20 protein-coding genes and 1 pseudogene are annotated in these 23,532 nt (G+C 68.9%); 10 read left to right on the forward strand and 11 right to left on the reverse strand.

What is annotated here, in order from left to right; genetic code table 11:
* The first annotated feature begins 57 nt into the window (after positions 1 to 57).
* Complete coding sequence (gene lysA / locus HALKA_RS0110730; RefSeq protein ID WP_018257991.1) at positions 58 to 1,299, forward strand: diaminopimelate decarboxylase; 1,242 nt, start codon at positions 58 to 60, stop codon at positions 1,297 to 1,299.
* Complete coding sequence (locus HALKA_RS0110735) at positions 1,299 to 2,402, forward strand: M20 family metallopeptidase (RefSeq protein WP_018257992.1); 1,104 nt, start codon at positions 1,299 to 1,301, stop codon at positions 2,400 to 2,402. Before lysA ends, HALKA_RS0110735 begins: the two co-directional genes overlap by 1 nt.
* 11 nt (positions 2,403 to 2,413) lie before the next feature.
* Here HALKA_RS0110735 and HALKA_RS0110740 read toward each other — a convergent pair whose 3' ends face one another.
* The 5 genes from HALKA_RS0110740 to HALKA_RS19955 all read right to left on the reverse strand — a co-directional run bounded on the left by HALKA_RS0110740 (position 2,414) and on the right by HALKA_RS19955 (position 6,739).
* Positions 2,414 to 3,037 carry a phosphoribosyltransferase gene (locus HALKA_RS0110740; protein ID WP_018257993.1) on the reverse strand — a complete coding sequence of 208 codons (624 nt, stop codon included), beginning with the start codon at positions 3,035 to 3,037 and terminating at the stop codon, positions 2,414 to 2,416.
* Between the two features lie 44 nt (positions 3,038 to 3,081).
* A complete protein-coding gene (locus tag HALKA_RS0110745; RefSeq protein WP_026190268.1) occupies positions 3,082 to 3,759 on the reverse strand; it encodes a helix-turn-helix domain-containing protein in 678 nt (225 codons plus the stop codon).
* A gap of 39 nt (positions 3,760 to 3,798) precedes the next feature.
* Positions 3,799 to 4,683: an alpha/beta fold hydrolase gene (locus HALKA_RS0110750; RefSeq protein ID WP_018257995.1), complete on the reverse strand. Its 885-nt coding sequence runs from the start codon at positions 4,681 to 4,683 to the stop codon at positions 3,799 to 3,801.
* Between the two features lie 66 nt (positions 4,684 to 4,749).
* Positions 4,750 to 6,078, reverse strand: coding sequence for an MFS transporter (locus HALKA_RS0110755; protein ID WP_018257996.1), 1,329 nt, complete (start codon positions 6,076 to 6,078; stop codon positions 4,750 to 4,752).
* Positions 6,079 to 6,124: 46 nt separating this feature from the next.
* On the reverse strand, positions 6,125 to 6,739 hold the full coding sequence (locus HALKA_RS19955) for a DUF8170 family protein (RefSeq protein ID WP_018257997.1): 615 nt from the start codon (positions 6,737 to 6,739) through the stop codon (positions 6,125 to 6,127).
* Between the two features lie 153 nt (positions 6,740 to 6,892).
* Here HALKA_RS19955 and HALKA_RS0110765 point away from each other — a divergent pair, with 153 nt between their 5' ends.
* Positions 6,893 to 7,345: a winged helix-turn-helix domain-containing protein gene (locus HALKA_RS0110765; protein WP_018257998.1), complete on the forward strand. Its 453-nt coding sequence runs from the start codon at positions 6,893 to 6,895 to the stop codon at positions 7,343 to 7,345.
* 87 nt (positions 7,346 to 7,432) lie between these two features.
* On the opposite strand, the gene purB is transcribed toward HALKA_RS0110765, so the two are convergent.
* The 3 genes from purB to HALKA_RS0110780 are packed head-to-tail and all read right to left on the reverse strand — an operon-like array spanning position 7,433 to position 9,593.
* Entirely contained in the window at positions 7,433 to 8,815 is a 1,383-nt protein-coding gene (purB, locus tag HALKA_RS0110770; RefSeq protein WP_018257999.1) for an adenylosuccinate lyase, read from the reverse strand.
* A 38-nt stretch (positions 8,816 to 8,853) separates the two neighbouring features.
* Entirely contained in the window at positions 8,854 to 8,982 is a 129-nt protein-coding gene (locus HALKA_RS22135) for a hypothetical protein (protein ID WP_018258000.1), read from the reverse strand.
* Between the two features lie 47 nt (positions 8,983 to 9,029).
* Positions 9,030 to 9,593, reverse strand: a complete 564-nt coding sequence (locus HALKA_RS0110780; RefSeq protein WP_018258001.1) for a hypothetical protein — start codon at positions 9,591 to 9,593, stop codon at positions 9,030 to 9,032.
* Positions 9,594 to 9,704: 111 nt separating this feature from the next.
* On the opposite strand from HALKA_RS0110780, the gene purH reads away from it, so the two are divergent.
* Complete coding sequence (gene purH, locus HALKA_RS0110785; protein ID WP_018258002.1) at positions 9,705 to 11,315, forward strand: bifunctional phosphoribosylaminoimidazolecarboxamide formyltransferase/IMP cyclohydrolase; 1,611 nt, start codon at positions 9,705 to 9,707, stop codon at positions 11,313 to 11,315.
* A 75-nt stretch (positions 11,316 to 11,390) separates the two neighbouring features.
* Here the strand turns inward: purH and HALKA_RS0110790 are convergent, their stop codons facing one another.
* Genes HALKA_RS0110790 through HALKA_RS0110800 form a run of 3 tightly spaced genes read right to left on the reverse strand, consistent with a single transcriptional unit; the run spans position 11,391 to position 12,630 of the window.
* The gene (locus HALKA_RS0110790; protein WP_018258003.1) at positions 11,391 to 12,158 is read right to left on the reverse strand and encodes a PAS domain-containing protein; all 768 of its coding nucleotides are present in this window, start codon (positions 12,156 to 12,158) and stop codon (positions 11,391 to 11,393) included.
* Positions 12,159 to 12,208: 50 nt separating this feature from the next.
* Complete coding sequence (locus HALKA_RS21410; RefSeq protein ID WP_018258004.1) at positions 12,209 to 12,364, reverse strand: hypothetical protein; 156 nt, start codon at positions 12,362 to 12,364, stop codon at positions 12,209 to 12,211.
* Between the two features lie 2 nt (positions 12,365 to 12,366).
* Positions 12,367 to 12,630 (reverse strand): HalOD1 output domain-containing protein, encoded by a 264-nt coding sequence (locus tag HALKA_RS0110800; RefSeq protein ID WP_018258005.1) that lies wholly within the window; start codon positions 12,628 to 12,630, stop codon positions 12,367 to 12,369.
* A 290-nt stretch (positions 12,631 to 12,920) separates the two neighbouring features.
* Here HALKA_RS0110800 and HALKA_RS0110805 point away from each other — a divergent pair, with 290 nt between their 5' ends.
* From HALKA_RS0110805 to folP, 6 genes and pseudogenes are all read left to right on the forward strand, one after another.
* Positions 12,921 to 17,690: a PAS domain S-box protein gene (locus HALKA_RS0110805; protein WP_018258006.1), complete on the forward strand. Its 4,770-nt coding sequence runs from the start codon at positions 12,921 to 12,923 to the stop codon at positions 17,688 to 17,690.
* A gap of 130 nt (positions 17,691 to 17,820) precedes the next feature.
* A complete protein-coding gene (locus tag HALKA_RS0110810) occupies positions 17,821 to 18,399 on the forward strand; it encodes an SHOCT domain-containing protein (RefSeq protein ID WP_018258007.1) in 579 nt (192 codons plus the stop codon).
* Between the two features lie 39 nt (positions 18,400 to 18,438).
* Complete coding sequence (locus tag HALKA_RS0110815) at positions 18,439 to 18,990, forward strand: hypothetical protein (protein ID WP_018258008.1); 552 nt, start codon at positions 18,439 to 18,441, stop codon at positions 18,988 to 18,990.
* Positions 18,991 to 19,185: 195 nt separating this feature from the next.
* Entirely contained in the window at positions 19,186 to 20,877 is a 1,692-nt protein-coding gene (locus HALKA_RS0110820; RefSeq protein ID WP_018258009.1) for a glycosyl hydrolase family 18 protein, read from the forward strand.
* Between the two features lie 148 nt (positions 20,878 to 21,025).
* A pseudogene (locus HALKA_RS22365) lies at positions 21,026 to 22,276 on the forward strand (bifunctional folylpolyglutamate synthase/dihydrofolate synthase); the annotation flags it as partial.
* Between the two features lie 411 nt (positions 22,277 to 22,687).
* Positions 22,688 to 23,479, forward strand: a complete 792-nt coding sequence (gene folP / locus HALKA_RS22370) for a dihydropteroate synthase (RefSeq protein ID WP_394324987.1) — start codon at positions 22,688 to 22,690, stop codon at positions 23,477 to 23,479.
* Positions 23,480 to 23,532 lie beyond the last annotated feature (53 nt).

Below are 23,532 nucleotides of genomic sequence, written 5' to 3' on the forward strand. Positions count from 1 at the left end.
GACTACCGGCGGCCCGAAACGGAACCCTTCTTACTCGCCCGCGCCGTGTACTCCCCAATGAGTAGCGACTCGCCTCCGGTCCGTCGACTGGCGGACTGGGACCACGACCGTCTCGCCCGGCTGGCCGAGGAACACGGGACGCCGCTGTACGTGCTGGACGTGGACCGCGTCGCGGCGAACTACCGGCGCTTCGCCGCGGCCTTCCCCGACGCGCACGTGATGTACGCCGCGAAGGCACACACCGGCCGTGCCGTCCTCTCGGGACTCCTCGAAGCGGGCGCGGACATCGAGTGTGCCGCTGCCGGCGAACTCCAGCGAGCGATCGACGCCGGCGCGGACCCCAACACGCTGCAGTACACCGCGGTCAATCCTCCCACGGGCGACCTCGACTACGCGGTCGATCTCGCCGACGAGCACCCCGGTCTGACGATCACCGGCGGAGCCGAGGACACGTTCGACCGCCTCGAAGACCGCGGCTACGACGGTCGCGTCGCGATCCGGATCAACCCCGGCATCGGGACGGGCCACCACGAGAAGGTCGCGACCGGTAAGGACGCGAAGTTCGGCATCCCCTACGACGAGGTGCCCGCGCTCGCGGACGACCTCCGCGACCGGTTCGACCTCGTGGGGCTGCACGCCCACGCGGGCAGCGGCGTCCTGCGCGAGGACCTCGACGACCACTGCCGGGCCATCGCGAAGGTCGCCCAGCTGGCACGCGAAGTCGGGGACTCCGATCTGGAGTTCGTCGACTTCGGCGGCGGCTTCGGCGTGCCCTACCGCGAGGAGACCGAGCCCCTGGACGTGGAGACCGTCGGCGAGCGGGTCCGCGAGGCGGTCGGTGACCTCTCGGCCCGGATCAAACTGGAGCCGGGCCGCTACGTCGTGGCCGACGCCGAGTTGATCCTCACGACAGTCAACACGGTCAAGGAGACGCCAGCGACGACGGTCGTCGGCGTCGACGCCTCGCTGGCGACGCTGATCCGCCCGGCGATGTTCGACTCCTATCACCCGATTCGCAACGTCACCGCTCCCGACCGAGAGCCACATCCCGTCTCGATCGGCGGCCCGTGCTGTACGAGCGCGGACGTGTTCGCGACGGACCGTCCGATCGCCCGCCCCGAGCGGACCGATCTGCTGGCGATCGGCAACGCCGGGGCCTACGGCTACGAACTGGCCAACCAGTTCCACTCCCAGCCCCGACCGGCCGAAGTCGCCATCGAGGACGGCGACGAGCGGGTGGTCCGCCGCCGCGAGACGATGGTCGACGTGGTTCGCGTCGAAGACGAGGCCGGAGAGTAATGGCCGACGCCGCGACGTTCGACGTCGACGCTTTCCACCGCGAGGCCGTCGAGACTCCCTCCCACGACGCTGTCGACGAGATGCGCGATCTGCTGGTCGACGCGCTCGCCGACGGCGGTCACGAGGCCACCGTCGACGAGGCCGGAAACGTGCTGGCCAGCCGCGAGGCGGCCGAGGAGGGCCCTCACCTCGTCCTGAACACGCATATCGACACCGTCCCGCCTCACGTTCCGTTTCGCGAGGGCGAGGACGACGTGGTCCGAGGCCGGGGGAGCTGCGACGCGAAGGGGCCACTGGCCGCGCTGCTCGCCGCCTTCCTCCGGGCGGATGTGGGTGCTGGGCGGCTGACGCTGGCGATCACGCCAGACGAAGAGACCCACCAGACCGGTGCGGGCCACCTCGAAGAGGCGCTGTCGGCCGACGGGTACGTCGTCGGCGAGCCGACCGACCTGGACGTGTGTACCGCGGCCCGCGGCCAGTTCGAGGGGCGGGTCACCATCCACGGCGAGAGCGCCCACGCCTCCGATCCCGCCGACGGCGCGAACGCCATCCGGGCCGCCGCGCCGATCATGCAGGCCATGGAGAGCTACAGCGAGCACCACGGTCCGAGTGAACACGAGACACTGGGCCGCCCCACGCTCACCCCCTCGATGATCGAGGGCGGCGAGGCCCCCAACCAGGTGCCCGCCGAGTGTACGATCACCTTCGACCGCCGCAGCGTCCCCCCGGAGACCAGCGACGAGTTCCCCGAACGGCTCGAAGCACACCTCGGGCAGTGGCTCCCGGACGGCATGTCCCTCGACGTGTCGCTCGTCCGGCCCGACACGCCGTTCCCCGAGGCGTTCGAGACCGACCGGGAAGCGACGCTCGTCCAGACGCTCGCCGCGGAGAGCGGCGGTGCGGTCCGCCCGTTCGGTGCCGCGACGGAGGCCGCCCACTTCGCGCCCGACGCACCGACGGTCGTCTTCGGTCCGGGCGTGCTGGCCGACGCGGAGGGCGCGGTCGCCCACAGCGAGCGCGAGTACGTCCGCCGCAGCGAGATCCACGCGGCCGCGGCGGCCGTCGAGGCGACTGTCGAACGGCTGCTCTCGACGAGCCGTTGAGCCTCGCGGCGCTACTCGGACGCCAGATACCCCATCGCTTCCTCGTCGCTGACCTGTCCGAAATTCCGGTAGTAGGCCCCGACCGCCCGGAAGGCCGCCGGTGTCTCGACGCAGACGACGGTGTCGGCACTCGCCGCGAGGTCGTCGATCGTCCCCGCGGGCCCCACCGGGACGCCGACCGCGATCGACGCCGGCTCCGCGGCACGCACCCGAGCGAGGCAGGCCCGCATCGTCGCGCCCGTCGCGATCCCGTCGTCCACGATGGCGACGCGCCGGTCCCGTAGCGACGGAAATGCTCCCTCGCGGTACCGCTCGGCCGTCTCGCGTGCCTCGTCGCCGACGCGGACGCGTTCGGCGTCGACGTACTCGTCGGTCACGTCGAGTCGCGCGAGCAGCTCGTCGTTGCGCCAGACGCTCCCGTCCTCGGCGACGGCGGCGAGGGCCAGCTCGGGGTTGTTCGGCGCGCCGAGCTTCCTGGCGACGACCACGTCGAGCGGCGCGTCGAAGCGGTCGGCGACGGCCCGTCCCGGTGGCAGGCCGCCGCGCGGAATCGCGAGGACGAGCTCCGGGCTGACGCCGCGGTCGGCCATCGCCTCGGCCAGCTGTCGGCCGGCGTCGGTGCGGTCGCGGAACATACGGTCGACTACGGGTGCCAGCCGTTAGGGTGTGGTGCCGATAGCTACTGGCGGTCGACGACGCCCTCGACGACCGCGGCCTCGGCCTTCCGAACGAGTTCGCCCGCCGTGCTGGTCGCGCAGTCGAGTCGCGCCGCCACGTCCTCGATCGTGCCCTCGCGCGGGATCTCGTAGTAGCCGACCGCCACCGCCGCCTCGATAGCCGCTCGCTGTCGATCGGTGAGCCGTGCGGGGCGACTGGAGCGTTCGAACGACCGGACCCGCTCGATCGAGAGATCCCCGACCGCCGCGAGTGCGTCGTGAAAGGCGCTGAGGGCGCTCGTCTCGCCGACGGCCTCGAACGAGATCGTCCCGTCGTCGCGAAACACCACCGGCGGGCGGAAGATCACCGCGGCGTCGGCGATCAGGTCCAGCACCACGTCGGGAAACTCGAACCCGTCCTGCTGGAGGTAGACGTAGGTCCCGTCACCGTCCCGAACGTGGCTGGTCGTCTCCAGTGAGTCGATCGTCCCGACCGCGCGCTCGGCGGCCGCCGGCTCGCCGTCGAACCAGCACAGCGTCGTCGCGTCCGCCGTCGGACTCCACAGCAACAGCTCGGCCCGCGTGAGCGGTCCGTCGCCTTCGAGGTGGCTCTGGAGGGGGTGACGGAGCCGATCTGGGTACGTGACCGAGAACTGGATCCGTTTCATGCGGCCGTTGGCCGCCGTTCGTCTGTCCGGCATAAAGACCTCACGCGGCCGCCCGGACGACGCCTGCCGCGGTCATCGATACGCCTCAAGTGCCGCCGGCACCGCTCGAAGGAGCGTCCGCAGGTGGTCGGCACTGTCGACCGTCTCGATCGTCGCGGCCGGGAGTCGGTCCTCGAACGCTCGCACGCTCGCTATCGGGACGTTCGTGTCCGCGGTCCCGTGCCAGAGACGCACGTCGGCGGCCAGCGCCTCGTAGTCCAGCGCCCACTCCGTGGCCGCGGTCCGGAGCTCCGTGACGGTACCGCTCGTGGTGTGTGCGAGCGCTTCGAGAAAGTCGGCCTCGACGGTCGTCGCCACTTCCTCGGAGACCGACTCGTCCGCGTCGCCCGCGGTGTACTGTGCGACGACGAACGACGGGTCGAGACGCTCGGCGAGCCACGCCTGTCCGCGCAGGAGGCCAGCGAGCAGCGTCGGCGCTCTGGTCGCCAGCCCATCGAGGAGCCGCTGTGTCGTGGGTGTCTCGCCGGCCACGTCCGGCGGTGTCGCCCCGGCGACGAGATCGACCCGAGACACGATGTCGGGGCACTGCGTGGCCATCGCCAGCGCGTGTGGCGCGCCGCCGGAAAAGGCCACCAGCCCGGCTCGCTGGACGTTCGCGTCGTCGAGGATCGCACGGAGGTACCGGTCGGCGTCGCCGATTGATCGCTCCGACCACGCCGTCGAGCCGCCGTAGCCCGGCCGGTCTGGCGCGATGAGCCTGACCCCCCGTTCTCGCGCGGCCGCGTCGAATAGCGAACCGAGCCTGTGCGAGCCGGGGGTCCCGTGCAAGAACAGCACGGGCGTCCCGTCGGAACGGCCGTACGCCGCGTACCTGAGCCGGCGACCGCCGCTCAGCGAGATCGTCGTCGTGGGGTCGGCGTCGCGTCTCCCCCTGATGGCTGTCGAGGATGCGGTCATCGTGTGATAGTTGACTGCGAGCCGTCTGAGGCTGCTCCCGGATGCATCCGGTGTTTTATCATTATCTCACTCCTGTGGCGCTGGCTCACTGGTCCGACCGGTCTCCAGCGTGTCCTCGACTTCGAAGTAGGTCAAGAGGAGCGCGAACACGGCCAGGACGGCACCGAAGCTAAACGGCGCGACGAGACCGCCGAGGTTGTACAGCACGCCGGAAGCGAGTGGCCCGAGTGCGACGCCGAGTCCGAACGCCATCGTCAGCACCGACAGCGTCGTCCCCGACCCGCGGTCCCCGGCGAGATCGCCAGCCAGCGCGAGCGACGGCGCGAACACGAGCGCGACGGCGACGCCCTGGAGCAGTCTGGCCGCGAGCATCGTCCACGGTCCCGTGACGACGCCCTGCGCGAACACGGCGGGGATCAGGACGACGAAGCCCGCGATGATGAACGGGCGGCGGCCGTACACGTCCGAGGCGCGGCCGATGGGGATCTGGAAGACGACGTTGGCGATGACGACGGCGGCGAACTGCACCGAAAAGAGGAACGTCGTCTCGTCCAGTCGCGCGCGGATCGGCCCCTCCAGGGTGGCGAACAGCGCGATCGTCGTGGCCATGAAGAAGGTCCCGACGCCGAGGACGAAGACGGGATCGAGCCCGTTCCCGTCGCGGTCGCGGACCGCGATCGAGAGGTCTTTGCCCGCCCCGCCGACGACGTTCGGCGGGTCCGCGATCAGAGCGACGACGAGCACGAAACTGACGACCGCCCCGAGGACGGCGACGGCGAAGGCGGCGACGAACCCGGAGAACGTGAGGCCGGCCAGGGGGCCCAGCCAGCCCGGGAGCGCGTAGCTGACGACGGTCTCGGCCGCCAGCCCGCCCGTGATGACGACTCCGGCGACGATCGGCCCGAACCCGAAGCCGATCAGCCGGAAGGTGTTGAACACGCCGAAGTTGCCGCCCCGTTCGCGGTCGCTGGCCGCGTAGTCGTTGACCAGCGCGACCGTGGCCGGCACGGTGAAGGCCGCGCCGATCCCCTGGAGCGCGCGGGCCCCGAGCACCGACCAGTAGCTCGTGACGAACGGGTAGGTCGCGCTGCCGACGGCGAAGATCGCCAGTCCCGTCAGGACGAACACGCGCCGCCGGCCGGTCCGGTCGGAGAGCCGGCCGGTGAACGGCTGGCCGAAGCTGTTCAGCAGACCGAACAGGGAGAGCACGAGCCCGATCAGCGTCTCCTCGCGCAGGACGAAGCCGAGGATCTCCGTGCCGGCGATGCCCGACAGCGAGATCTGGCCGCTGGCGATGTACAGCGGCAGGACGATGATCAGAAAGGAGTTGCCCAGCGCGTCGGCCATCCGCGCGAACGCCAGTGTCAGGACGCGACCGTCCGTATTCAGTACCATCTACCAGCCAGTCGGTCCCGAACCCCGTGAGGATTGTGCTCGACTGTCAGACGGTCTCGGCGATCACGCGGTCGACGGCACGGGCGAGCCCGCTCTCGCTGGCCCAGGTGAACAGTCGTCCCTCGTCGTCGAGGTAGGCAAACAGCGTCAGCATCATCGCGTCGAAGCGCTCGTAGTCGAGGTCGCCAAACGCCGGGTCGGCGGCCGATCGCTCGTCGTCGTCCGGCGGATCGAGCGACGCCCCGTCGTAGTCTCGCTTGAGGACGTACAGCCGCTCGCGATCCACCTCGCCCAGCTCCAGTTCGTGCCCGCCGTCGTTGTCTTCGGCGACGAGGACGATGTGGTCTGCCCGCCGGGCGAACACCCGGAACTTCACGTAGAAGTTCTGCCAGGCGTCGACGCCGGGATCGATATCCTCCAGCGTGAACGCGACTCGGCCGGCCGCAGAGTCGGTCAGAGAGTCACGAACCGACAGGACGCGCTCCTTCTCGTACTCGTCGTAGTTGCCCAGTACGAAGTACGTGCAGTCGGCTTCCTCGTAGCGGCCGAGGTCGCCGTACACCGCGTCCCGCATCGCCGTGATCTGCTCGGGGGGGAGACTCCCGAGGAAGGACAGCGTCTCGTCGAGGACCTCCTGCCCGTCGAAGCTCGGCCCGCTCATGGTTTCGCGGTCGACGGGACGGTATATAACCGTGGCTGGTCCGGTCCTCGTCGGCCGCTCACACCCTAGGATCAACTTTGCTAGTGTAGTGATGACTACAGCGATCTAGTACTGACCAGAACACTTATCGGCGAGGCACGGCACCGACTAGACATGGCGACGCAAGACCGCGGCGAGCGACCGAACGGCTTCGGGGACGAACTGGAGCGACGGCGCTTCGTCCTCCACGAGACCCGCCTCGACGTCCTCCACCAGATCCTCGCCCAGCCCGACGGCGTCCTCTCCGTCGAGGAGCTTCTCTACCGCAACCCTGACGAGACCGAGGCCAACCTCCGGTACCACGTCGACGAGCTCGTCGACCGCGGCATCGTCGAGAAGATCCCGGTCCCGCGCGCCAAGAGCGTCGACGATCCGCCGACGACGTTCTACGCCGTCACGGGCGAGGGGATCGCTCTCCTGAAGGCAGTCAGCATGTACGAGGAGGCCGCGGTCTGGCGCAGCGTCTACGAGCAGATGGAGCGGACCGACCGGATCGAGGCGATCGAGAATCTGGAGACTCGTCCCGACGTGGACTACGAGAGCCGCGGCGCGACGGCGCAGGACTGATCGCGCGACCGCCCAGCGTCAGTCGCCGCCAGCGACCAGCGTCTCGGGGCTGTGCCGTGTGCGGTGATCGGAGAACCGCGCTCGTGCCTACACGTCGTCCGCCAGTTCGTCGGCGACGCCGGTGTAGCCCGTGGGCGTCACGGCGAGCAGTTCCTCGCGGACGGACTCGCTCACGTCCAGGCCCGCGATCATCTCCCGGAAGTCCTCGATAGTGACGGACTTGCCCCGCGTCGCTTTCTTCACCTGCTCGTAGGCGTCGTCGTGGCCCTCGCGTCGGAGGATCGTCTGGACGGCCTCGCCGATGATCTCCGGGGTCGATTCGAGCTCCTCGCGCATGACCCGCTCGTTGGGGACGACCTTGTCCAGGCCGCGCTGACACTTCTGGTAGGCGATCAGACAGTAGGCGAACGCCGACCCGATGTTGCGCTTGACCGTCGAGTCAGAGAGGTCCCGCTGGAGCCGGGAGGTGGTGACGTAGTCCCCGAGGAAGGTCAGGTCCGAGTTCGCCTTCGTGAGGTTCCCCTCGCTGTTCTCGAAGTCGATGGGATTCACCTTGTGGGGCATCGTCGAGGAGCCGGTCTCGCCCTCGACGGCCTCCTGTCCGAGGTAGCGATCGGAGACGTAGAGCCACATGTCGAGGTCGAGGTCCCGGAGGACGTTGTTGGCTCCGCGGACCGCGTCGAAGACGGCTTCGAGGTCGTCACAGGGGTTGACCTGCGTCGTCAGCGGTTCGTGTTCCAGCCCGAGGTCCGCGACGAACGCCTCGGAGACGGCGGGCCAGTCCACCTCGGGATACGCGGCGTGGTGAGCGGCGTAGGTGCCGGAAGCGCCGGCCAGCTTGCCCGAGAGGTCGTCGGCCGCGGCTTCGATCCGCGCGATGGCTCTCCCCAGCCGCGAGGCGTAGACGGCCATCTCCTTGCCGAAGGTCGTCGGCGTCGCGGGCTGTCCGTGGGTGCGGGCCAGCATCGGGAGGTCGCCGTAGTCGTGAGCGAACGCGACCAGGCGGTCCCGGACGGCGCGCAGTTCCGGGACGAGCACGTCCTCGACGGCCGGACCGACCAGCAGCCGGTGGGCGAGGTTGTTCACGTCCTCGCTGGTGAGTCCGAAGTGGATCCAGTTGGCCGCGTCCAGTCCGTCGGGGAGGTGGAGGCGAACGAAGTACTCGACGGCTTTCACGTCGTGGTTGGTCGCGGCGTACTCCCCGTACCCCTCCGTTTCGAGTTGCTTGACGAGGGCCGCGTCCTCCTCGTCGAAGGCCTCGTAGCAGTTCCGCAGGTGGTCGCGCTGGGCCGCGTCGATCGTCAGCGGCGTCGCGTCGAGATCGGCCAGCGCGAGCAGGTACTCGACTTCGACCCGGACGCGAGCGCGCATCAGTGCGCGCTCGCTGGCGTAGGGCACGAGCGGTTCCGTGTAACGAGCGTAGCGGCCGTCGAGCGGCGAGACGGCGTCGAGCGGACCCCGGTCAGTCATACCGAGGGATGTGCGAGGCCGGCGAAAAAGCGTGTCGATCAGGGTTCGGCGGGACCGTCGCCCGTCTCGATGGCGTCCAGCACGCGCAGTTCGTGGGCGTTCCACTCGGCCACGTCGTAGCGGTCCTCGCCGGGGAGTCCATCCTGTACGGGATCGCGGTCTGGCATGACTCGGCTATCACTGGCCGCCGTAGAATGTCTTTCGCCGGGCGAGGTCACCGGCTGATCGCGCTGGGTTCGAGGTGGCCCGACGGCTGCTCCGAGTACCGGAGGAGGTAGCCCCCGAGCGCGAGCCACGCCAGGCCCAGCGGCGGTGCGAGCCACGCACGCAGTCCGTCGCCGTTTCCGAACCCGAGAAACAGGACGGTCCCGACGAACAGGGCGACGCCGAGCCAGGGCGGAACTCGGCGTGCCCGGACGACACCGGCAGCCAGCAGGACGGTCCCGCTGGCCAGTCCGAGGACGCCCAGCGCGACGATGCCCTCGGCGAACCACCCGGCCCCGCCCAGCAGCACCCTCGACCACTGACCGGCGGCGAAGGCGAGCCCGCCAAGCAGTGCGATCCCGCTCCCCTCACCGCCGGGGAACTGGTAGATCCACGGGAGCCGGAGGACGACGCCGAGCAGTCCGACCGCCAGCACGAATCCGGACGCGCCGACGAGGAGCCGGACGGATCCGTCGGCGGATCCGGTGACGATCGTCGCCAGGCTCCAGCCGATCCAGCAGAGGCCGCCGACGGCGAGCGCCAGCTGTGCCCACGGGCGCTCAGCTTCGGTCATACCTCGTCGCTGGGCGGCGGTCCCTGAAAGCGTTACTGTCGAGCCGAACCGTGTCGATTGTGTCATTCCGACACCGCAATTACTTTGCGCGCCCGCCGCGCCCTCTCGACCATGAAAATCGCCGGTCTGGCCAGCAACCGTGGCCGCAACCTGATGAACGTCGCCGACCGCGCGCCCGGCGGGGCCGAGATCGCGGTCGTGCTCACGAACGACGCCGACGCGCCCGTCATAGAGGCCGCCGCCGAGCGCGACATCCCCACCGAGGTCGTCGAGCGCCCCGACGACCAGGAGCGGGAAGCCCACGAACTGCGCGTGCTGGACGCCATCGAGGAGTACGACTTCGATCTGGTCTGTCTGGACGGCTACATGCGAGTCCTCACGGAGACGTTCCTCGACGAGATGTCCACGACGCTGAACGTCCACCCGTCGCTGCTGCCCGCCTTCCCGGGCATGGACGCCCACGAGCAGGTCCTCGACGCCGGCGTCAAGACCACCGGCTGTACCGTCCACGTCGTCGACGAGGAGGTCGACAACGGCCCGATCGTCACGCAGGAACCGATCCCGGTGTACGACGGCGACGACGTGGCCGACCTCAAGGAGCGCGTCCTCTACGAGGGCGAGTTCACCGCGTATCCGCGCGCGATCGAGTGGTTCGCAGAGGACCGCGTCACCGTCGACTGGGACGCCCACACCGTCACCGTCGAGGGCGACGACGGCGGTCCGTTCCCCGCGCGCCGGCTCGTCAGCAACGACCGCACCGCCGACCTGCGCTACGGGGAGAACCCGCATCAGGACGCGGCGGTGTACGCCGACCGGACGACCGAGGAGGCCAGCGTCGTCCACGCCGACCAGCTCAACGAGGGCGCGAAGGCACTCAGCTACAACAACTACAACGACGCCGACGGAGCCCTGAATCTGATCAAGGAGTTCGACGAGCCGGCCGCCGCCGTCATCAAGCACACCAATCCCGCGGGCTGTGCGACCGCCGACTCCGTCGCCGAGGCCTACGAGCGGGCCCTCTCGACGGACCCCCAGAGCGCCTTCGGCGGCATCGTCGCGCTGAACCGCGAGTGCGACGTTGCCACGGCCGAGCAGATCGTCGACTCCTTCAAGGAGATCGTCGTCGCGCCGGGCTACACCGACGACGCGCTCGACGTGCTCTTCCAGAAGGAGAACCTGCGCGTACTGGACGTTGGGGACGACCGGACGGGCGAGTCCGGCCGGCCGGAAAACTACGACGTGAGCGAGCCGATCACGGAGAAGCCACTCGTCGGCGGCCGCCTCGTCCAGGAGCGCGACACCCAGCACCTCACGGCCGACGACCTCGAAGTCGTCACCGACCGCGAGCCGACCGACGAGCAGATCGAGTCGATGCTGTTCGCCTGGCACACGCTCAAGCACGTGAAATCGAACGGCATCCTCTTCGCCAAAGGGACGGAGACGGTCGGGATCGGGATGGGGCAGGTCTCTCGGGTCGACGCCGTTCGCCTCGCCGCGATGAAGGCCGACGAGCACGCCCAGGGCAAGGACGCCGACGGCGCGGTGATGGCGAGCGACGCCTTCTTCCCGTTCCCGGACGGCCTCGAAGCCGCCGCCGAGGCGGGCATCGAGGCGGTCATCCAGCCGGGCGGCTCGAAGAACGACGACACGGTCATCGAGGCCGCGAACGAACACGACGTGGCGATGGTCCTCACCGGCCAGCGGTCGTTCCGACACGACTGATCGACGCGTCTCGGGATCGCGTTCTGCAGTCGCTGCTCGTCGGGAATCTGTCCGTCGGGCGCGTGCTCGCTTCCGCTACTCGTCTGCCCGATCCAGTTCGTGAAACACCAGGATCGCGGTCCCGTCGTCGAGCGTCGACAGCGTCGTCCGCGAACTGCTCGGCTCGTCCGTGTCGGTCGCGAGCGTCGTCTGTCCGGTCCAGCTCCAGCCGTCGGCGGCGACGGGGAACGCCTCTGACCGGAGTCGCCGGACGGACGCCTCCGCTAGCAGCTCGGTCCACTCTCGGCCGCGCAGCTCGGCCGGCGACGCGGACAGTTCCGTCGCGAGCCGGTTGTTGGCGAAGGTCACTTCGCCGTCTGGCGTGACCATCAGCGTGGCCTCGCGGCTCGCTTCGAGGGCCTCGTGACAGCGCCGCGCGCTCGCAGTCAGGCGGTGTTGCCCGACGAGCCGGCGGATGCGATACGCCAGGAGTGCCATGTGGGAGTCGCCCGAGCCCTTTTCGAGGTAGTCCGTCGGACCGTTCCACAGGGCGTCCCGATCGATCTCTTCGAAGGGGACGGCCGAGTGAAACAAGAACGGGACGTTCGGGGCGACTTCCCGGACCGCTCTCAGCAGCGAGCGCCCGTCAGAGCCGTCGGGTCGGACGGCGCTGACCAGACACTCGACGCCGTCGAGCCGGTCGGGCACGGCCGACGGATCGGTCTCGACGCGAATCTGGAGGTCGTCGCGATCCTCGAAGGCTCGTTCGATCGCCGACAGGTACTCGCGGTCGTCGTCGACACAGAGGGCTGTCGCCGGTCGCGCGCTCGTGGGCCGAACCAGCGTCTCGATGGTCGTGTCCATTGGCGGATCGGTCGAGCCGGAGTGGCCGGGCCGACACGGCGGTGGAGTGTTCACTGCTCGATTTCGACGGTCACGTCCGACTGGATCCAGGCGTGGGTGCGCTCGGGATCCGCGATCATCGCGACGCTCTCGCCGCGGATGACGTACTCCTCGTAGGTTTCGCGGATCTGCTCGTCGTCGGCCCGTGTCGGTTCGTTCGTCGACATCCTCAGATCTCCTCCGGCAGCGGTTCGAGCGCGAGCTGGTCGTCGCTGCCGATCGAGATTCGGTAACCTTCGTACTCGAAGTTCACGGAGAGGTCGCCGGCAGACGAGACGAGTGCGTCGAGCGCGTCGGTGTCGAGGACTGTGCCAAGCGGCGTGAGTTCGGTCGGATCGGTGTCGGTTTCGGCTGCAACTGCGTCGACGACGCGCAGCGACGGTGTTTGCGCGTGGCGTTTCACGGATGTGGTCGTCATTTCTGATCGGAACATGGCCCGCTGTCTCCTTTGGCTTCCCCTAGAACTGTATTCGCCGCGGCGGTGTCTCTGGGCTATACATATAGTGTCTCGCCGTCGCCCCGGCTCCGCCGTGTGGTTTCACTGTCGGTGTCGTGGGACCCGCTCATACGGATTATTGTAGCGATTTACCGGTGATCGTCTACTCCGTGGCGACGATCACCGGCAAGCAACTACAATAAACCGTATCAGTTATTCGACTGCGACGCGCGGGCTCGTCCGCGCGACCCCTGCAAGTCATTAGCGTCCGTTGTTAACTCGGACACATGATCTCACTCTGGCACGACGTGGTCCCGTTCGTCGGGGCGGCCAGCGGGGAGTGGTTCTTCTCGGTCTCCGGCGGCGTGACGGGGGTTGACACGTTCTCGATCGCGTTCGTGCTCACCGGACTGGTCGGCCTGGCGGTCCGGGGCGACGCCGACGATCCGATCGCACAGTTGACCGAGAAGGTGCGTCGCGTGGCAGCCGGCGCGGACGACGTCACGTTCACGACCGACCGCGACGACGAGATCGGTGCGCTGTACGACGCGATCGACGACCTCGTCACTGCGACCGACGCCGAGGACCAGACCGACGAGACGTTTCGCCGTTCGATCTACGAGATCACGAGCGATCCGGCGCTCGACGACGACGCGAAACTCGACCGACTGCTCGAACTGGGCTGTGAGCGACTCGGGGTCGAGACCGGCTTCATCGCACAGATCGACCAGGCCGACGGGCGCTACGAGATCGAGCGGGCGACCGGCCCGCTCGTCGCCGAGGAGAGCGTGTTCGACCTCTCCGAGACGCTCTGTCGTCGGACCATCACGTCCGACGACGTGCTCGGCATCGCCGACACGGTCGCGACGAGCGACCTCGACGACTCCGAGTACGCGGACTCGGACGTGCGCAGCTACATCGGCTCGAAGCTACTCGTCGATGGGGAACTGTACGGGACGCTCTGCTTCGTCGGCTCGGAGCCCCGAGAGCGTCCGTTCAGCCACGCAGAGAAGGTATTCGTCGATCTCGTGGGTCGGTGGATCAGCCAGACCGTCGAGCGCCGCGAACGGATGGAGACGCTGGAGCGACACGCCTCGATGCTCGATTCCCTGTTCGAGGAACTGCCGGTCTCCCTGTACGTCAAAGACGAGGCGGGCAGACACCTCCGCAAGTCCGTCTCCGACCGGGTGACGGAGTTCCCGGACGACGAGGAGTGGTACCGGGGCAAGACCGACCTCGACATCTACGACGAGGCGTTGGCCGAACGGACCTACGCCGACGACATGCAGGTCATCGAGTCGGGCGAACCCATCCGCAAGACAGAGCAGTACGACCCCAGGGCCGAGGAGTGGGTGCTCACCTCCAAAGTGCCCTGGCGGGGGCCCGACGGCGAGGTGCGTGGGCTGATCGGCGTGACCCAGTACATCACCGAGCGGAAGGAATACGAGCGCAAACTCGAAGCGATCGTCCAGAACACGACCAACCAGATATACATCAAGGACTCGGACGGCGTCTACCAGTTCGTCAACGAGGCGACTGCGGAGCTGTTCGACCGCGAGCCGGCGGAGATCCTGGGGAAGCGAGACGACGAACTCTTCGACAGCGGGACCATCGAGGCGCTCATTTCGGAGGACCGCCACGTCCTGTCGTCGGGCGAAACCGTGACGACGACGACGACGGCGGAGATCGACGGCGAGCGTCGGACCTTCCTCGACAACAAGTACCCGTACCGAGACGAGTCGGGCGAGATCATCGGCGTCATGGGGATCAGCAATGACATCACCGAGCGACAGGCACGCGAACGAAAGCTGCGTGAGCGCAAGCGCGAGCTCGCGACCCTGATGAGCAACCTCCCGGGGATGGTGTATCGCTGTCGAAACGAACCCGACTGGCCCTTCGAGTTCGTCAGCGAGGGGTGCCGGGAGCTGACGGGGTACGAGCCAGCGGCGATCCGGAGTGGCGATGTGAACTGGGGAGAGGATGTCATCGTCGGCGACAACGACGAGCTGTGGGAGACGGTCCAGCGCGCCGTCGACGACCACGAACAGTTCGAGGTCACCTATCCGATCGAGACCGCCGACGGCCAGCGGCGGTGGCTGTGGGAACGCGGCGTCGGTATCTACGACGACGACGGAACCGTCCGAGCCCTGGAGGGCGTCGTCACCGACGTGACCGATCGCAAGGCCCGCCAGCGCGAGCTTCGCCGGACCAACGAGCGGCTCAACACGCTCATCGACGCCTCGCCCGACGCCCTCATTCTGATCGACACCGACGGCGTCGTCGAGCTGTGGAACCCCGCTGCCGAGCGCATCTTCGGCTGGAGCGAGGCGGAGGTCGTCGGCGACACGCTGCCGTTCGTCCCGGCCGACAGGGAGTCCGAGTTCGACGGGTTCCGCGAGCGGCTGCTGTCCGGCGAGTCGATCAGCAGCGTCGAGACGCGACGACGCCGCACGGACGGCACGCTGATCGACGTGAGCCTCTCGGCGGCCCCGCTGCGAGACGTCGACGGCGAGATCACCGGGATCATGGCCGTCATGGAGGACATCACGGAGCGCAAGCGCCAGGAGCGCCAGCTCCGGGAACACCAGCGCGAACTCGACCGCTACCGAGAGTTCACCGAAGACATCCTCGACGCCGTCGACGACGTGTTCTACGTCCTCGACGAGGACGGCTCCCTCCAGCGCTGGAACAGCGCACACACACAGGTGACGGGCTACTCGGACGCGGAGATCGAATCGATGCACGCGACGGACTTCTTCGCGCCCGAACACCGCAGCGAGATCGAGGCGGCGATCGAAGAGACGAAAGCGACCGGTGACGCGGTGGTCGAGGTTCCCTACCTGACCAAAGACGGCGAGCAGGTCCCCCACGAGTTCGTCGCCGTCGCTCTCGAAGACCCGGACGGGAACCAGCTCGTCGCGGGAATCGGGCGAGACATCAGCGAGCGAAAGCGCCGGGAGCGCCAGCTCGAACGCACGACGGACCTGCTTTCGCGGGCCGAAGAGATGGCGGCGATCGGCGGCTGGGCGGCGGTCGTCGAGGACGGCGCGGCCGTCGACACCACGTGGACCGACAAACTGTTCGACATCTTCGGGCTGGCCGACGGCGAGGCCCGCCCGGTGGAGGCGATGCCCGAGTTTTACCACCCCGACGATCGGGAGCGACACCGCGACGCCATCGAGCGCGCGCTCGACCACGGGATCGGGTGGGAGCAGGAACTGCGACTCGACGCTCCCGACGGCACCCAGCGGTGGGTCCACACCATCGGAGAGCCGGTCCTCGAAGACGGCACTGTCGTCGAGCTCAGGGGCTCGGTCCAGGACATCACCGCACAGAAGCAACGCGAACTCGCGCTGGAGTCGCTCCACGACTCGGCGCGCGGGCTGTTGACGACGGAGTCGATCGACGACGCCACCCGGTTGATCGTCGACACGGCCGCGTCGCTGCTCGACCAGGCAGCGGTCGGGATCTACCTGTACGACGAGACGACGAACCTGCTCGAACCCGCCTCGGTGTCTCCGGGCTTCGAAGCGCTCTGTGGCGGCGAGCCGGATGCCGTCGGGCCGGGGACGGAGTCGTTCCTCTGGCACGCCTACGTCACCGGGACCCAGAGCGTCCTCGAAGGCGTCGACACCAGCGGCGAGTCGGGCCCCTTCGTCGACGCGGTCGACACCGGAATCGTGGTGCCGATCGGGAGCCACGGCGTCTTCGCCGCACTGGACGAGGCCGGCGAGATCGGTGAGAGAGATCGTTCCCTCGTCGAGACGCTGGTCGCGACCGCGGCGGCCGCCTTCGAGCGACTCGAAAGCGAGGCCACGCTGCGCGAGCGCGAGGCCGAGATCGAGGCCCAGAACGAGCGGCTCAGACGCCAGATCCGGGCCAACGAGACGATCCGCTCCGTCGATCAGGCCCTCATCGGTGCGACCGACCGAGACCAGCTCGAAGCGGCGGTGTGCGAGCGGCTGGTCGACGACGAGGACATCTCCTTCGCCTGGATCGGGTCGTTCGATCCCGGCGGCGAGACGCTCCAGGCCCGTGCGTGGGCCGGTGCGGGCGAGTCGTATCTGGACACGCCCTCGTTCGACCGCTCGGCGACGCACTCCGACCCGGCCGTCTCGGCGGCGCTGGACGACGAGCCGGTCGCGGTCTCGAACATCGCCCGGAACGTCCAGCAGGCGGCGTGGCGACGAGCGGCACTGGCCGTGGGTCACCAGTCGGCGCTCGCGGTCCCCGTCTCGCTCGACGACTACCAGTACGGCGTGCTGGCGGTGTACGCCGACGAGCCGGACGTGTTCGGCGAGTTCGAGACCGCCGTGTTCGCGGAGCTGGGGACGAGCATCGCCAACGCGATCACGAGCATCACGACCCGGCAGGCGCTCAACGCCGACACGCTGACCGCGCTCGAACTGCGCGTCGAGGACACGACGGACCCGCTGCTCGACATCGCGTTCGAGAGCGGCTGTACGGTCACTTACGAGGGCGTGGGTACCGTCTCGTCCGACGAGACTCGACTGTTCGTCCGGGTGAGTGGCTGTGCTCCCGCGACCGTCTCGGAGCTGCTCGCCGATCGGCATACGATCGCCGACCACCACCTCGTCTCCGAGAGCGAGGACGGCGGCGTGTTCGAGGTGACGATCCGGGGCGAGACGGTCCTCGCTCGACTCGCCCGGCAGGGCGGGCGAGTGCGAAAGATCGCCGCCGAGGGGTCCGGCATCGACATCGAGGTCGACGTGCCGACCTCGGTGGACGTGCGCTCGTTCGTCGAGACGCTCACCGACGACGGCACGGTCGAACTGGTCAGCCGACGCGAACGAGCGCGCTCCTCGGAGTCCGACCCCGCGCTCGCCGAGACGATCCTGGGGGCGCTGACGGATCGCCAGCGGGAGGTCCTCCGGACTGGCTACTTCTCGGGGTTCTTCAACTGGCCGCGCGACACGACCGGCCAGGAGCTCGCGGCGATGCTCGACGTGTCTCAGCCGACCGTCAACCGCCACCTCAGGCTGGGCCAACAGCGGATCATGCGACAGCTGTTCGACGACGAGCCCGAAGCGGAGTGATCCGGAGTCTCGTCGCCGCTTGCCCGGTCGATCGCGTGCGGTCGTGCGGTCGATCCGGTACCGATCGACAGCGATCCGTGCGACGGGGGTGTCACCGCGCGTTTTTATCGCCGCCGCTCCAAGCCCGCCTGTGTCCTGGTTCAGCCGCAATCGCCACTGGCTGTTGCTCGCGCTCGTCGCGGTGACGACGGTCCTCGCCGTCGGGACCGTCGGTGTCGGGCTGGTCGCGGTCCTCGCCGGACTGGCCGGCGGTGCCGGTCTCGGTGCCGTGCTGGGCGACGTGGCGCTCGTGTTGTCGATCGCTGCCCTCCTGGTCGCCGCAGACGTCGCGTTCGTGCTGGCCTTTCTCGTCACCCTCGCACGCCGGGCGTCGCTGCCCTCTCTGCCCGAGAACGACCGCGTCGCCGACGGGTTCGAACGCGCCGAGCGACTCGTCCCGCCGCTGTCTCGACTGGCGCTCGCCGACCGCTTCGCCGTCTCCACGGAGACCAGGCGCGAGCGGCTGAAAGAGCGCTACGTCGACGGCGAGCTCACGGAGGTCGAGTACGAGCGCCAGCTGCAGGCACTGCTGGCCGAGGCCGACGACGCGGCCGCGTCGGCCGGAGACCAGATCGAGGCCGATCTCGCCGCCGGCGGGGATCAGGCGACGGCCCGAAGAGCGGCCGACAGCGGCACCACCAGTACCGAACTCGAATCCGACGCCGAGTAGCACGCTGATTTTATACCGCGGCCCGCCGTCGGTAATCGTATGACCGACGAGTTCAGCGTGTTTCGCTTCGACGTCGACGCCGAGGCGATGCGTGCCCTCCTCGAATCGCTCGGCGTCGAGCCGTCCGTGCCAGCGGCGTTCGAGCCCGACGAGACCGACGCCGAGCGTGCGAGCGAACCGCACGGCGAGCGGACCGGCCCACGCGTCGGCGAGACGCCGCCGCCCGGTGCCGGCGATCAGATCGCCGTCGAGGACAGTCCGGAAGCGAGCGGCGGCGGGCGTCGCACGCTCCTGGTGGCCGCCGTCGGCACCGCAGTGGTGGCGCTGCTGACGGTTCTCGCCGTGGTGGTGTACCGTCGGCGGTCCGGCGAGACGCTGCCGGACGTTCCGGTGCCCGACGACGTTCCGATCCCGGACGTGGGGACGCTACCGGGGCCGTTCGGCGACGCCGACGAGCCGAACCCCGAGCGATCTCGGCCGGCGGCCGACGAGGAGACGGTCGACGCCGCGCCGCTGGTCGGAATGACCCTGCTGTCGCTCGGTGGTGCCGTGTTGCGCCGCGTCCAGCGGCCCGACGACCGCGATCGCTGACCGATCCGCGGCGCGAAAGCCGGCGGCGAGGAGCGAAGCGACTGGTGGTCGTTCTCTCTTTCGACACATTATTTCGATCCGCATCGACAGTATTATTCCTGTCTTTCGTGTGTTACTGTCTAGCCACCGATACGGGGGGATGTTGGGCGTCGGGTTCTCCGGCGGAGCGCCCCGATCGGTCGGCCGTTCGTACCTATGAGAGAAACACGACGCGACGTTCTTCGGAACGCCTCGGCGCTGGTCGCAGCGGTGACCGGCGCTGGCACAGCAGCGGCACAGCAATCACCCCCGGCCTACGACGACGGCACCGTCTACACCGGCGGGGATCGAGTGACCTACGACGGGTCCGTCTGGGAGGCCGGTTGGTGGACCCAGGGGACACCCCCGTCGACGGACGCGGCGGTCTGGGAACGGATCGACGCCGACGACGGTGGCGGTGACGACTCCGACGACGGCTCGTACCCGGCCTGGGACGCCAGCGTCGCCTACAGTGGCGGGGACCGGGTGACTCACGACGGCTCCGTCTGGGAGGCGGCGTGGTGGACGAAAGGGACCGAGCCCGCCGCCGACGCGACCGTCTGGGCACTGGTCGAGAGCGACGACGGCTCCGACGGCGACGAGAACGGGGCACCGACGGCCGTCGTCGGCGTCACTCCCTCGGCACCGACGCCGGGCGAGACGGTGACCTTCTCCGGGGCCGACTCCTCGGACCCCGACGGCGACGCACTGGACTACGAGTGGACTATCGACGGCGACACGGTGACCGGCGTCGAACACACGCGGTCGTTCGAGTCCGCCGGGGAGTACGCCGTCAGCCTGACCGTCACCGACGGCTCGGGGGCCAGTGACTCGGCCACGACGACGGTGTCGGTCTCCGAAGGAGACGGGACCTCGCCGGGCTGGGACGAGCACCCGGTCATGGCCTACGAGTTCCAGGGGGCGGCCCCGGCCGACAAGCTCACCCACGTCATCCAGACGTTCGGCAGCGTCAGCGCCGACGGCTCCGTCTCGGCACCGTGGGACGCCGGGGGTATCGACGGCGTCACCACGCTCCTCTCGATCGGCGGCTGGAAGAACTCCCAGGGGTTCCCGGAACTGGCGAGCGACCGGGAGAGTCGGGAGACGTTCGCCAGCGAGTGTGTCGCGCTCCTGCGTGACCGCGATCTCGACGGCATCGACATCGACTGGGAGTTCCCCGGTCCGTACGGTCCCGACGGACTCACGTCGTATCCCGACGACGAGGAGAACTTCGCCGCGCTGATCGAGGAGTGTCGCCGACAGTTCGACGCGGCCGCCGCCGAGGACGACACCGAGTACTACCTCACAGCGGCGCTGAACCACGCGGAGTCACATCTCTCCGGGCTCCCCCACGACCGGCTCGCCGACGCGCTGGACTACGCGAAGATGATGACCTACGACATGCACTCGCCGGTCTGGGTCGACGAGACCAACCACAACTCGCCGCTGTACGCCACCTCCGGAGCCGACAGCGACGACTCGATCCACAACACCCTCACGTACATGCGCGAGCAGGGATGGCCCGCGGAGAAGCTCGTCATGGGACTGGCCTTCTACGGCCGCGAGTTCACCGGCGTCGAGAGCACGGCCAACGACGGGCTGCTCCAGCCCTTCGGGGGCAGCGGCGGGGCCACCGGCTTCGCCGACATCGACCAGCAGTTCGGGGGCCACACCCGCTACTGGGACGACGACGCGAAGGTGCCCTACAAGTTCGACGGCAGTAGCCTGCTGAGCTACGACGACGAGGAGTCGGTCGCGGTCAAGGCCGACTACGCAGACGAGCGGGGCCACCCCATCATGTACTGGGCCTCCGGTCACGACCCCGACGAGACGCTGCTCGACGCGGTCAACGACGCGCTCGGGAAGTGATACTGTGTCGACTGTGACACGCCGCTATAGTGACAATTGAAACGATTTACACACCGATCGCACTGCCATCGTGCGATCGGGTGTGCATTGATTTTCAATGGCTACTATAACCGCCACTCTAAAGCGCACCCACCGGATTGCTTTGGGCATGAAGTTCCACGAGGCGGCGAACTTCCTCTTCGATCTCCGCCGATTCGCGCTCCGACCGGGCACGGAGGCCACTCGGTCGCTGCTGGCCCAGCTGGGCGACCCGCACGACTCGCTCGACTGCGTGCAGATCGCCGGCTCGAACGGCAAGGGAAGCACGGCTCGCATGGTCGAACGGACGCTCAGGGAGGCGGGGCTCGACGTGGGCCTGTACACCTCGCCACACCTAGACGACGTTCGGGAACGCATCCGGGTCAACGGCCGGAAGATCACCGAGTCGGCGATCGTCGAGTTCGTCGAGTCCGTCGAGCCGTACGTCACCGACCGGGCGGCCGACGGCACTTCGCCGACGCTCTTCGAGACGCTGACGGCACTGGCCTACTGGGAGTTCGAGCGCCAGTCGGTCGACGTGGCGGTCGTCGAGGTCGGCATCGGCGGCAAGCTCGACGCCACCAGCGTCGTCGACCCCGTCGCCAGCGCGGTGACGACGGTGACGCTCGAACACACGGACATCCTGGGCGACACGGTCGGCGAGATCGCCCGAGACAAGGCACACGTCGCGCCCGCTGACCGCCCGCTGGTGACCGCCACCGGGGGCGACGCGCTCGACGCCGTTCGGGACGTGGCCGGCGACGTGGTCACCGTCGCCGACACCGCGGACGGCGAGGCCGGCGACGTGACGGTCACCGACCACGGTCGCGAGGGACTGGAGGGATCGGTGTCGATCGCTGGCGACGAGTGGGGCGTCGAGACGAACCTCCCCCTGCTCGGTGCCCACCAGGCGATCAACGCCGGGATCGCCGCGACGCTGTGTCGCCAGGTCGCGGCCGTCGACGAGGCGACGATCGCACGCGGCCTGCGAAACGCCCACTGGCCCGGTCGCTTCGAGATCATGGGACGGGACCCGCTGGTGGTACTGGACGGCGCGCACAACCCCGGCGGCGTCGAACGCGTCGTCGAGACGCTGGCCGCGTTCGACTACGATGACCTCCACGTCGTCGCGGGGTCGATGGTCGACAAGGACCTGCGTGCCATCGCCGGGGCACTCGACGGGGCCGACCACGTCGTCGCCTGCGAGCCCGACCGAGACCGGGCCGAAGACGAGCAGGTGGTCGCAAAGGCGTTCCGAGACGAGACTGCGGCCAGCGTCGAGACGCGCAGCGACGTGGCCGGCGCGTTCGATGTGGCTCTCGACGCGGCCGGCGAGGACGACTGTGTGCTGGTCACGGGCTCGCTCTACGCCGTCGCCGAGGCTCGCCAGCGCTGGATCCGGCCGACGATTCCCAAGCGGGTCGACGGGGTGGCGGCGGCACGCGAGACGATCGACGCCGCCCACGTCACCGACGCCGGTGCGTGGCGCATGCGCGGCAAGGCGGTCCACCGCCTCCTCAAGACGCGGGTCCAGCCCCGACAGGCACAGTACCTCAAAGAAGAGCTGCTCTCGCTGGGCGGGGACTGTGCGATCTCGGGGCTGAACGATCAGGACGAGGAGATGCTGGACGTACTCCTGATGGGGACGATGGCCCAGTTCCGCCGCCTGACGGACAAGCTCGACGGCCAACCGTACGGCCTCGCGTCGCTGGCCGACGAACTCCGGACCGCGCTGGACATCCAGCAGCCCGATCGAGACCGGGGCTATCCCTGGGACGACGGCACCGCGGTCATGGGGATCTGTAACATCACGCCGGACTCCTTCCACGACGGCGGCGAGTACGACGCCGTCGAGGACGCCGTTTCCCGCGCCGAGTCGATGATCGAGGCCGGCGTGGACGTTCTCGACGTGGGCGGCGAGTCGACCCGCCCCGGCGCGGACGAGGTCCCCGTCGAGGAGGAGATCGAGCGCATCGTCCCGGTGATCGAGCGCCTCGCCGACCTCGACGCCGCCGTCGCCGTCGACACCCGCAAGGCACCGGTCGCCCGCGCCGCACTGGACGCCGGTGCGGACATCCTCAACGACGTGTCCGGGCTCGAAGACCCCGAGATGCGCCTCGTCGCAGCCGACTACGACGTGCCCGTCGTCGTGATGCACAGCATCGAGGTACCGGTCGATCCCCACAGCGCCGTCGACTACGACGACGTGGTCGAGGACTGCATCGACCAGCTGACCGAACGCGTCCTGCTGGCCGAGAAAGCGGGGCTCGACCGCGAGCAGATCGTCGTCGATCCGGGGCTGGGCTTCGGCAAATCGGCCGCCGAGAGCTTCGAACTGCTGGGCCGACTCGAAGAGTTCCAGTCGCTGGGCTGCCCGATCCTCGTCGGCCACTCCCACAAGTCGATGTTCGAACTCGTCGGAGCCGAGGCCGGGGACTGCCTGGACGCCACCATCGCCGGCACGACGCTGGCCGCCGAACGCGGTGCCGACATCGTCCGGGTCCACGACGTGCCCGAAGCGGTCCGGGCCGTGAACGTGGTTGAAGCCGCCGACGAGCCTGGGTCGTTCGTCGACGAAGGCTAACCGAGCACGCTGTGGCGCGCACTGTCGCTCGCTCCGTCGTCCCTCGCACAGTG

It is taken from the genome of Halomicrobium katesii DSM 19301, from assembly GCF_000379085.1.
Classification (GTDB): Archaea; Halobacteriota; Halobacteria; order Halobacteriales; family Haloarculaceae; genus Halomicrobium; species Halomicrobium katesii.

Bases quoted from the DNA above. Each gene is read 5' to 3' on its own strand.
- HALKA_RS0110815 (WP_018258008.1), top strand. From the start codon at position 18,439: ATGACCGACGAGTTCAGCGTGTTTCGCTTCGACGTCGACGCCGAGGCG.
- HALKA_RS0110740 (WP_018257993.1), bottom strand. From the start codon at position 3,037: ATGTTCCGCGACCGCACCGACGCCGGCCGACAGCTGGCCGAGGCGATG.
- HALKA_RS22135 (WP_018258000.1), bottom strand. From the start codon at position 8,982: ATGCCAGACCGCGATCCCGTACAGGATGGACTCCCCGGCGAGGACCGC.
- HALKA_RS21410 (WP_018258004.1), bottom strand. From the start codon at position 12,364: ATGTCGACGAACGAACCGACACGGGCCGACGACGAGCAGATCCGCGAA.
- HALKA_RS0110780 (WP_018258001.1), bottom strand. From the start codon at position 9,593: ATGACCGAAGCTGAGCGCCCGTGGGCACAGCTGGCGCTCGCCGTCGGC.
- purH (WP_018258002.1), top strand. From the start codon at position 9,705: ATGAAAATCGCCGGTCTGGCCAGCAACCGTGGCCGCAACCTGATGAAC.
- HALKA_RS19955 (WP_018257997.1), bottom strand. From the start codon at position 6,739: ATGAGCGGGCCGAGCTTCGACGGGCAGGAGGTCCTCGACGAGACGCTG.
- HALKA_RS0110805 (WP_018258006.1), top strand. From the start codon at position 12,921: ATGATCTCACTCTGGCACGACGTGGTCCCGTTCGTCGGGGCGGCCAGC.
- lysA (WP_018257991.1), top strand. From the start codon at position 58: ATGAGTAGCGACTCGCCTCCGGTCCGTCGACTGGCGGACTGGGACCAC.
- HALKA_RS0110750 (WP_018257995.1), bottom strand. From the start codon at position 4,683: ATGACCGCATCCTCGACAGCCATCAGGGGGAGACGCGACGCCGACCCC.
- HALKA_RS0110755 (WP_018257996.1), bottom strand. From the start codon at position 6,078: ATGGTACTGAATACGGACGGTCGCGTCCTGACACTGGCGTTCGCGCGG.
- HALKA_RS0110765 (WP_018257998.1), top strand. From the start codon at position 6,893: ATGGCGACGCAAGACCGCGGCGAGCGACCGAACGGCTTCGGGGACGAA.
- purB (WP_018257999.1), bottom strand. From the start codon at position 8,815: ATGACTGACCGGGGTCCGCTCGACGCCGTCTCGCCGCTCGACGGCCGC.
- HALKA_RS0110800 (WP_018258005.1), bottom strand. From the start codon at position 12,630: ATGTTCCGATCAGAAATGACGACCACATCCGTGAAACGCCACGCGCAA.
- HALKA_RS0110745 (WP_026190268.1), bottom strand. From the start codon at position 3,759: ATGCCGGACAGACGAACGGCGGCCAACGGCCGCATGAAACGGATCCAG.
- HALKA_RS0110820 (WP_018258009.1), top strand. From the start codon at position 19,186: ATGAGAGAAACACGACGCGACGTTCTTCGGAACGCCTCGGCGCTGGTC.
- HALKA_RS0110735 (WP_018257992.1), top strand. From the start codon at position 1,299: ATGGCCGACGCCGCGACGTTCGACGTCGACGCTTTCCACCGCGAGGCC.
- folP (WP_394324987.1), top strand. From the start codon at position 22,688: ATGGGGATCTGTAACATCACGCCGGACTCCTTCCACGACGGCGGCGAG.
- HALKA_RS0110790 (WP_018258003.1), bottom strand. From the start codon at position 12,158: ATGGACACGACCATCGAGACGCTGGTTCGGCCCACGAGCGCGCGACCG.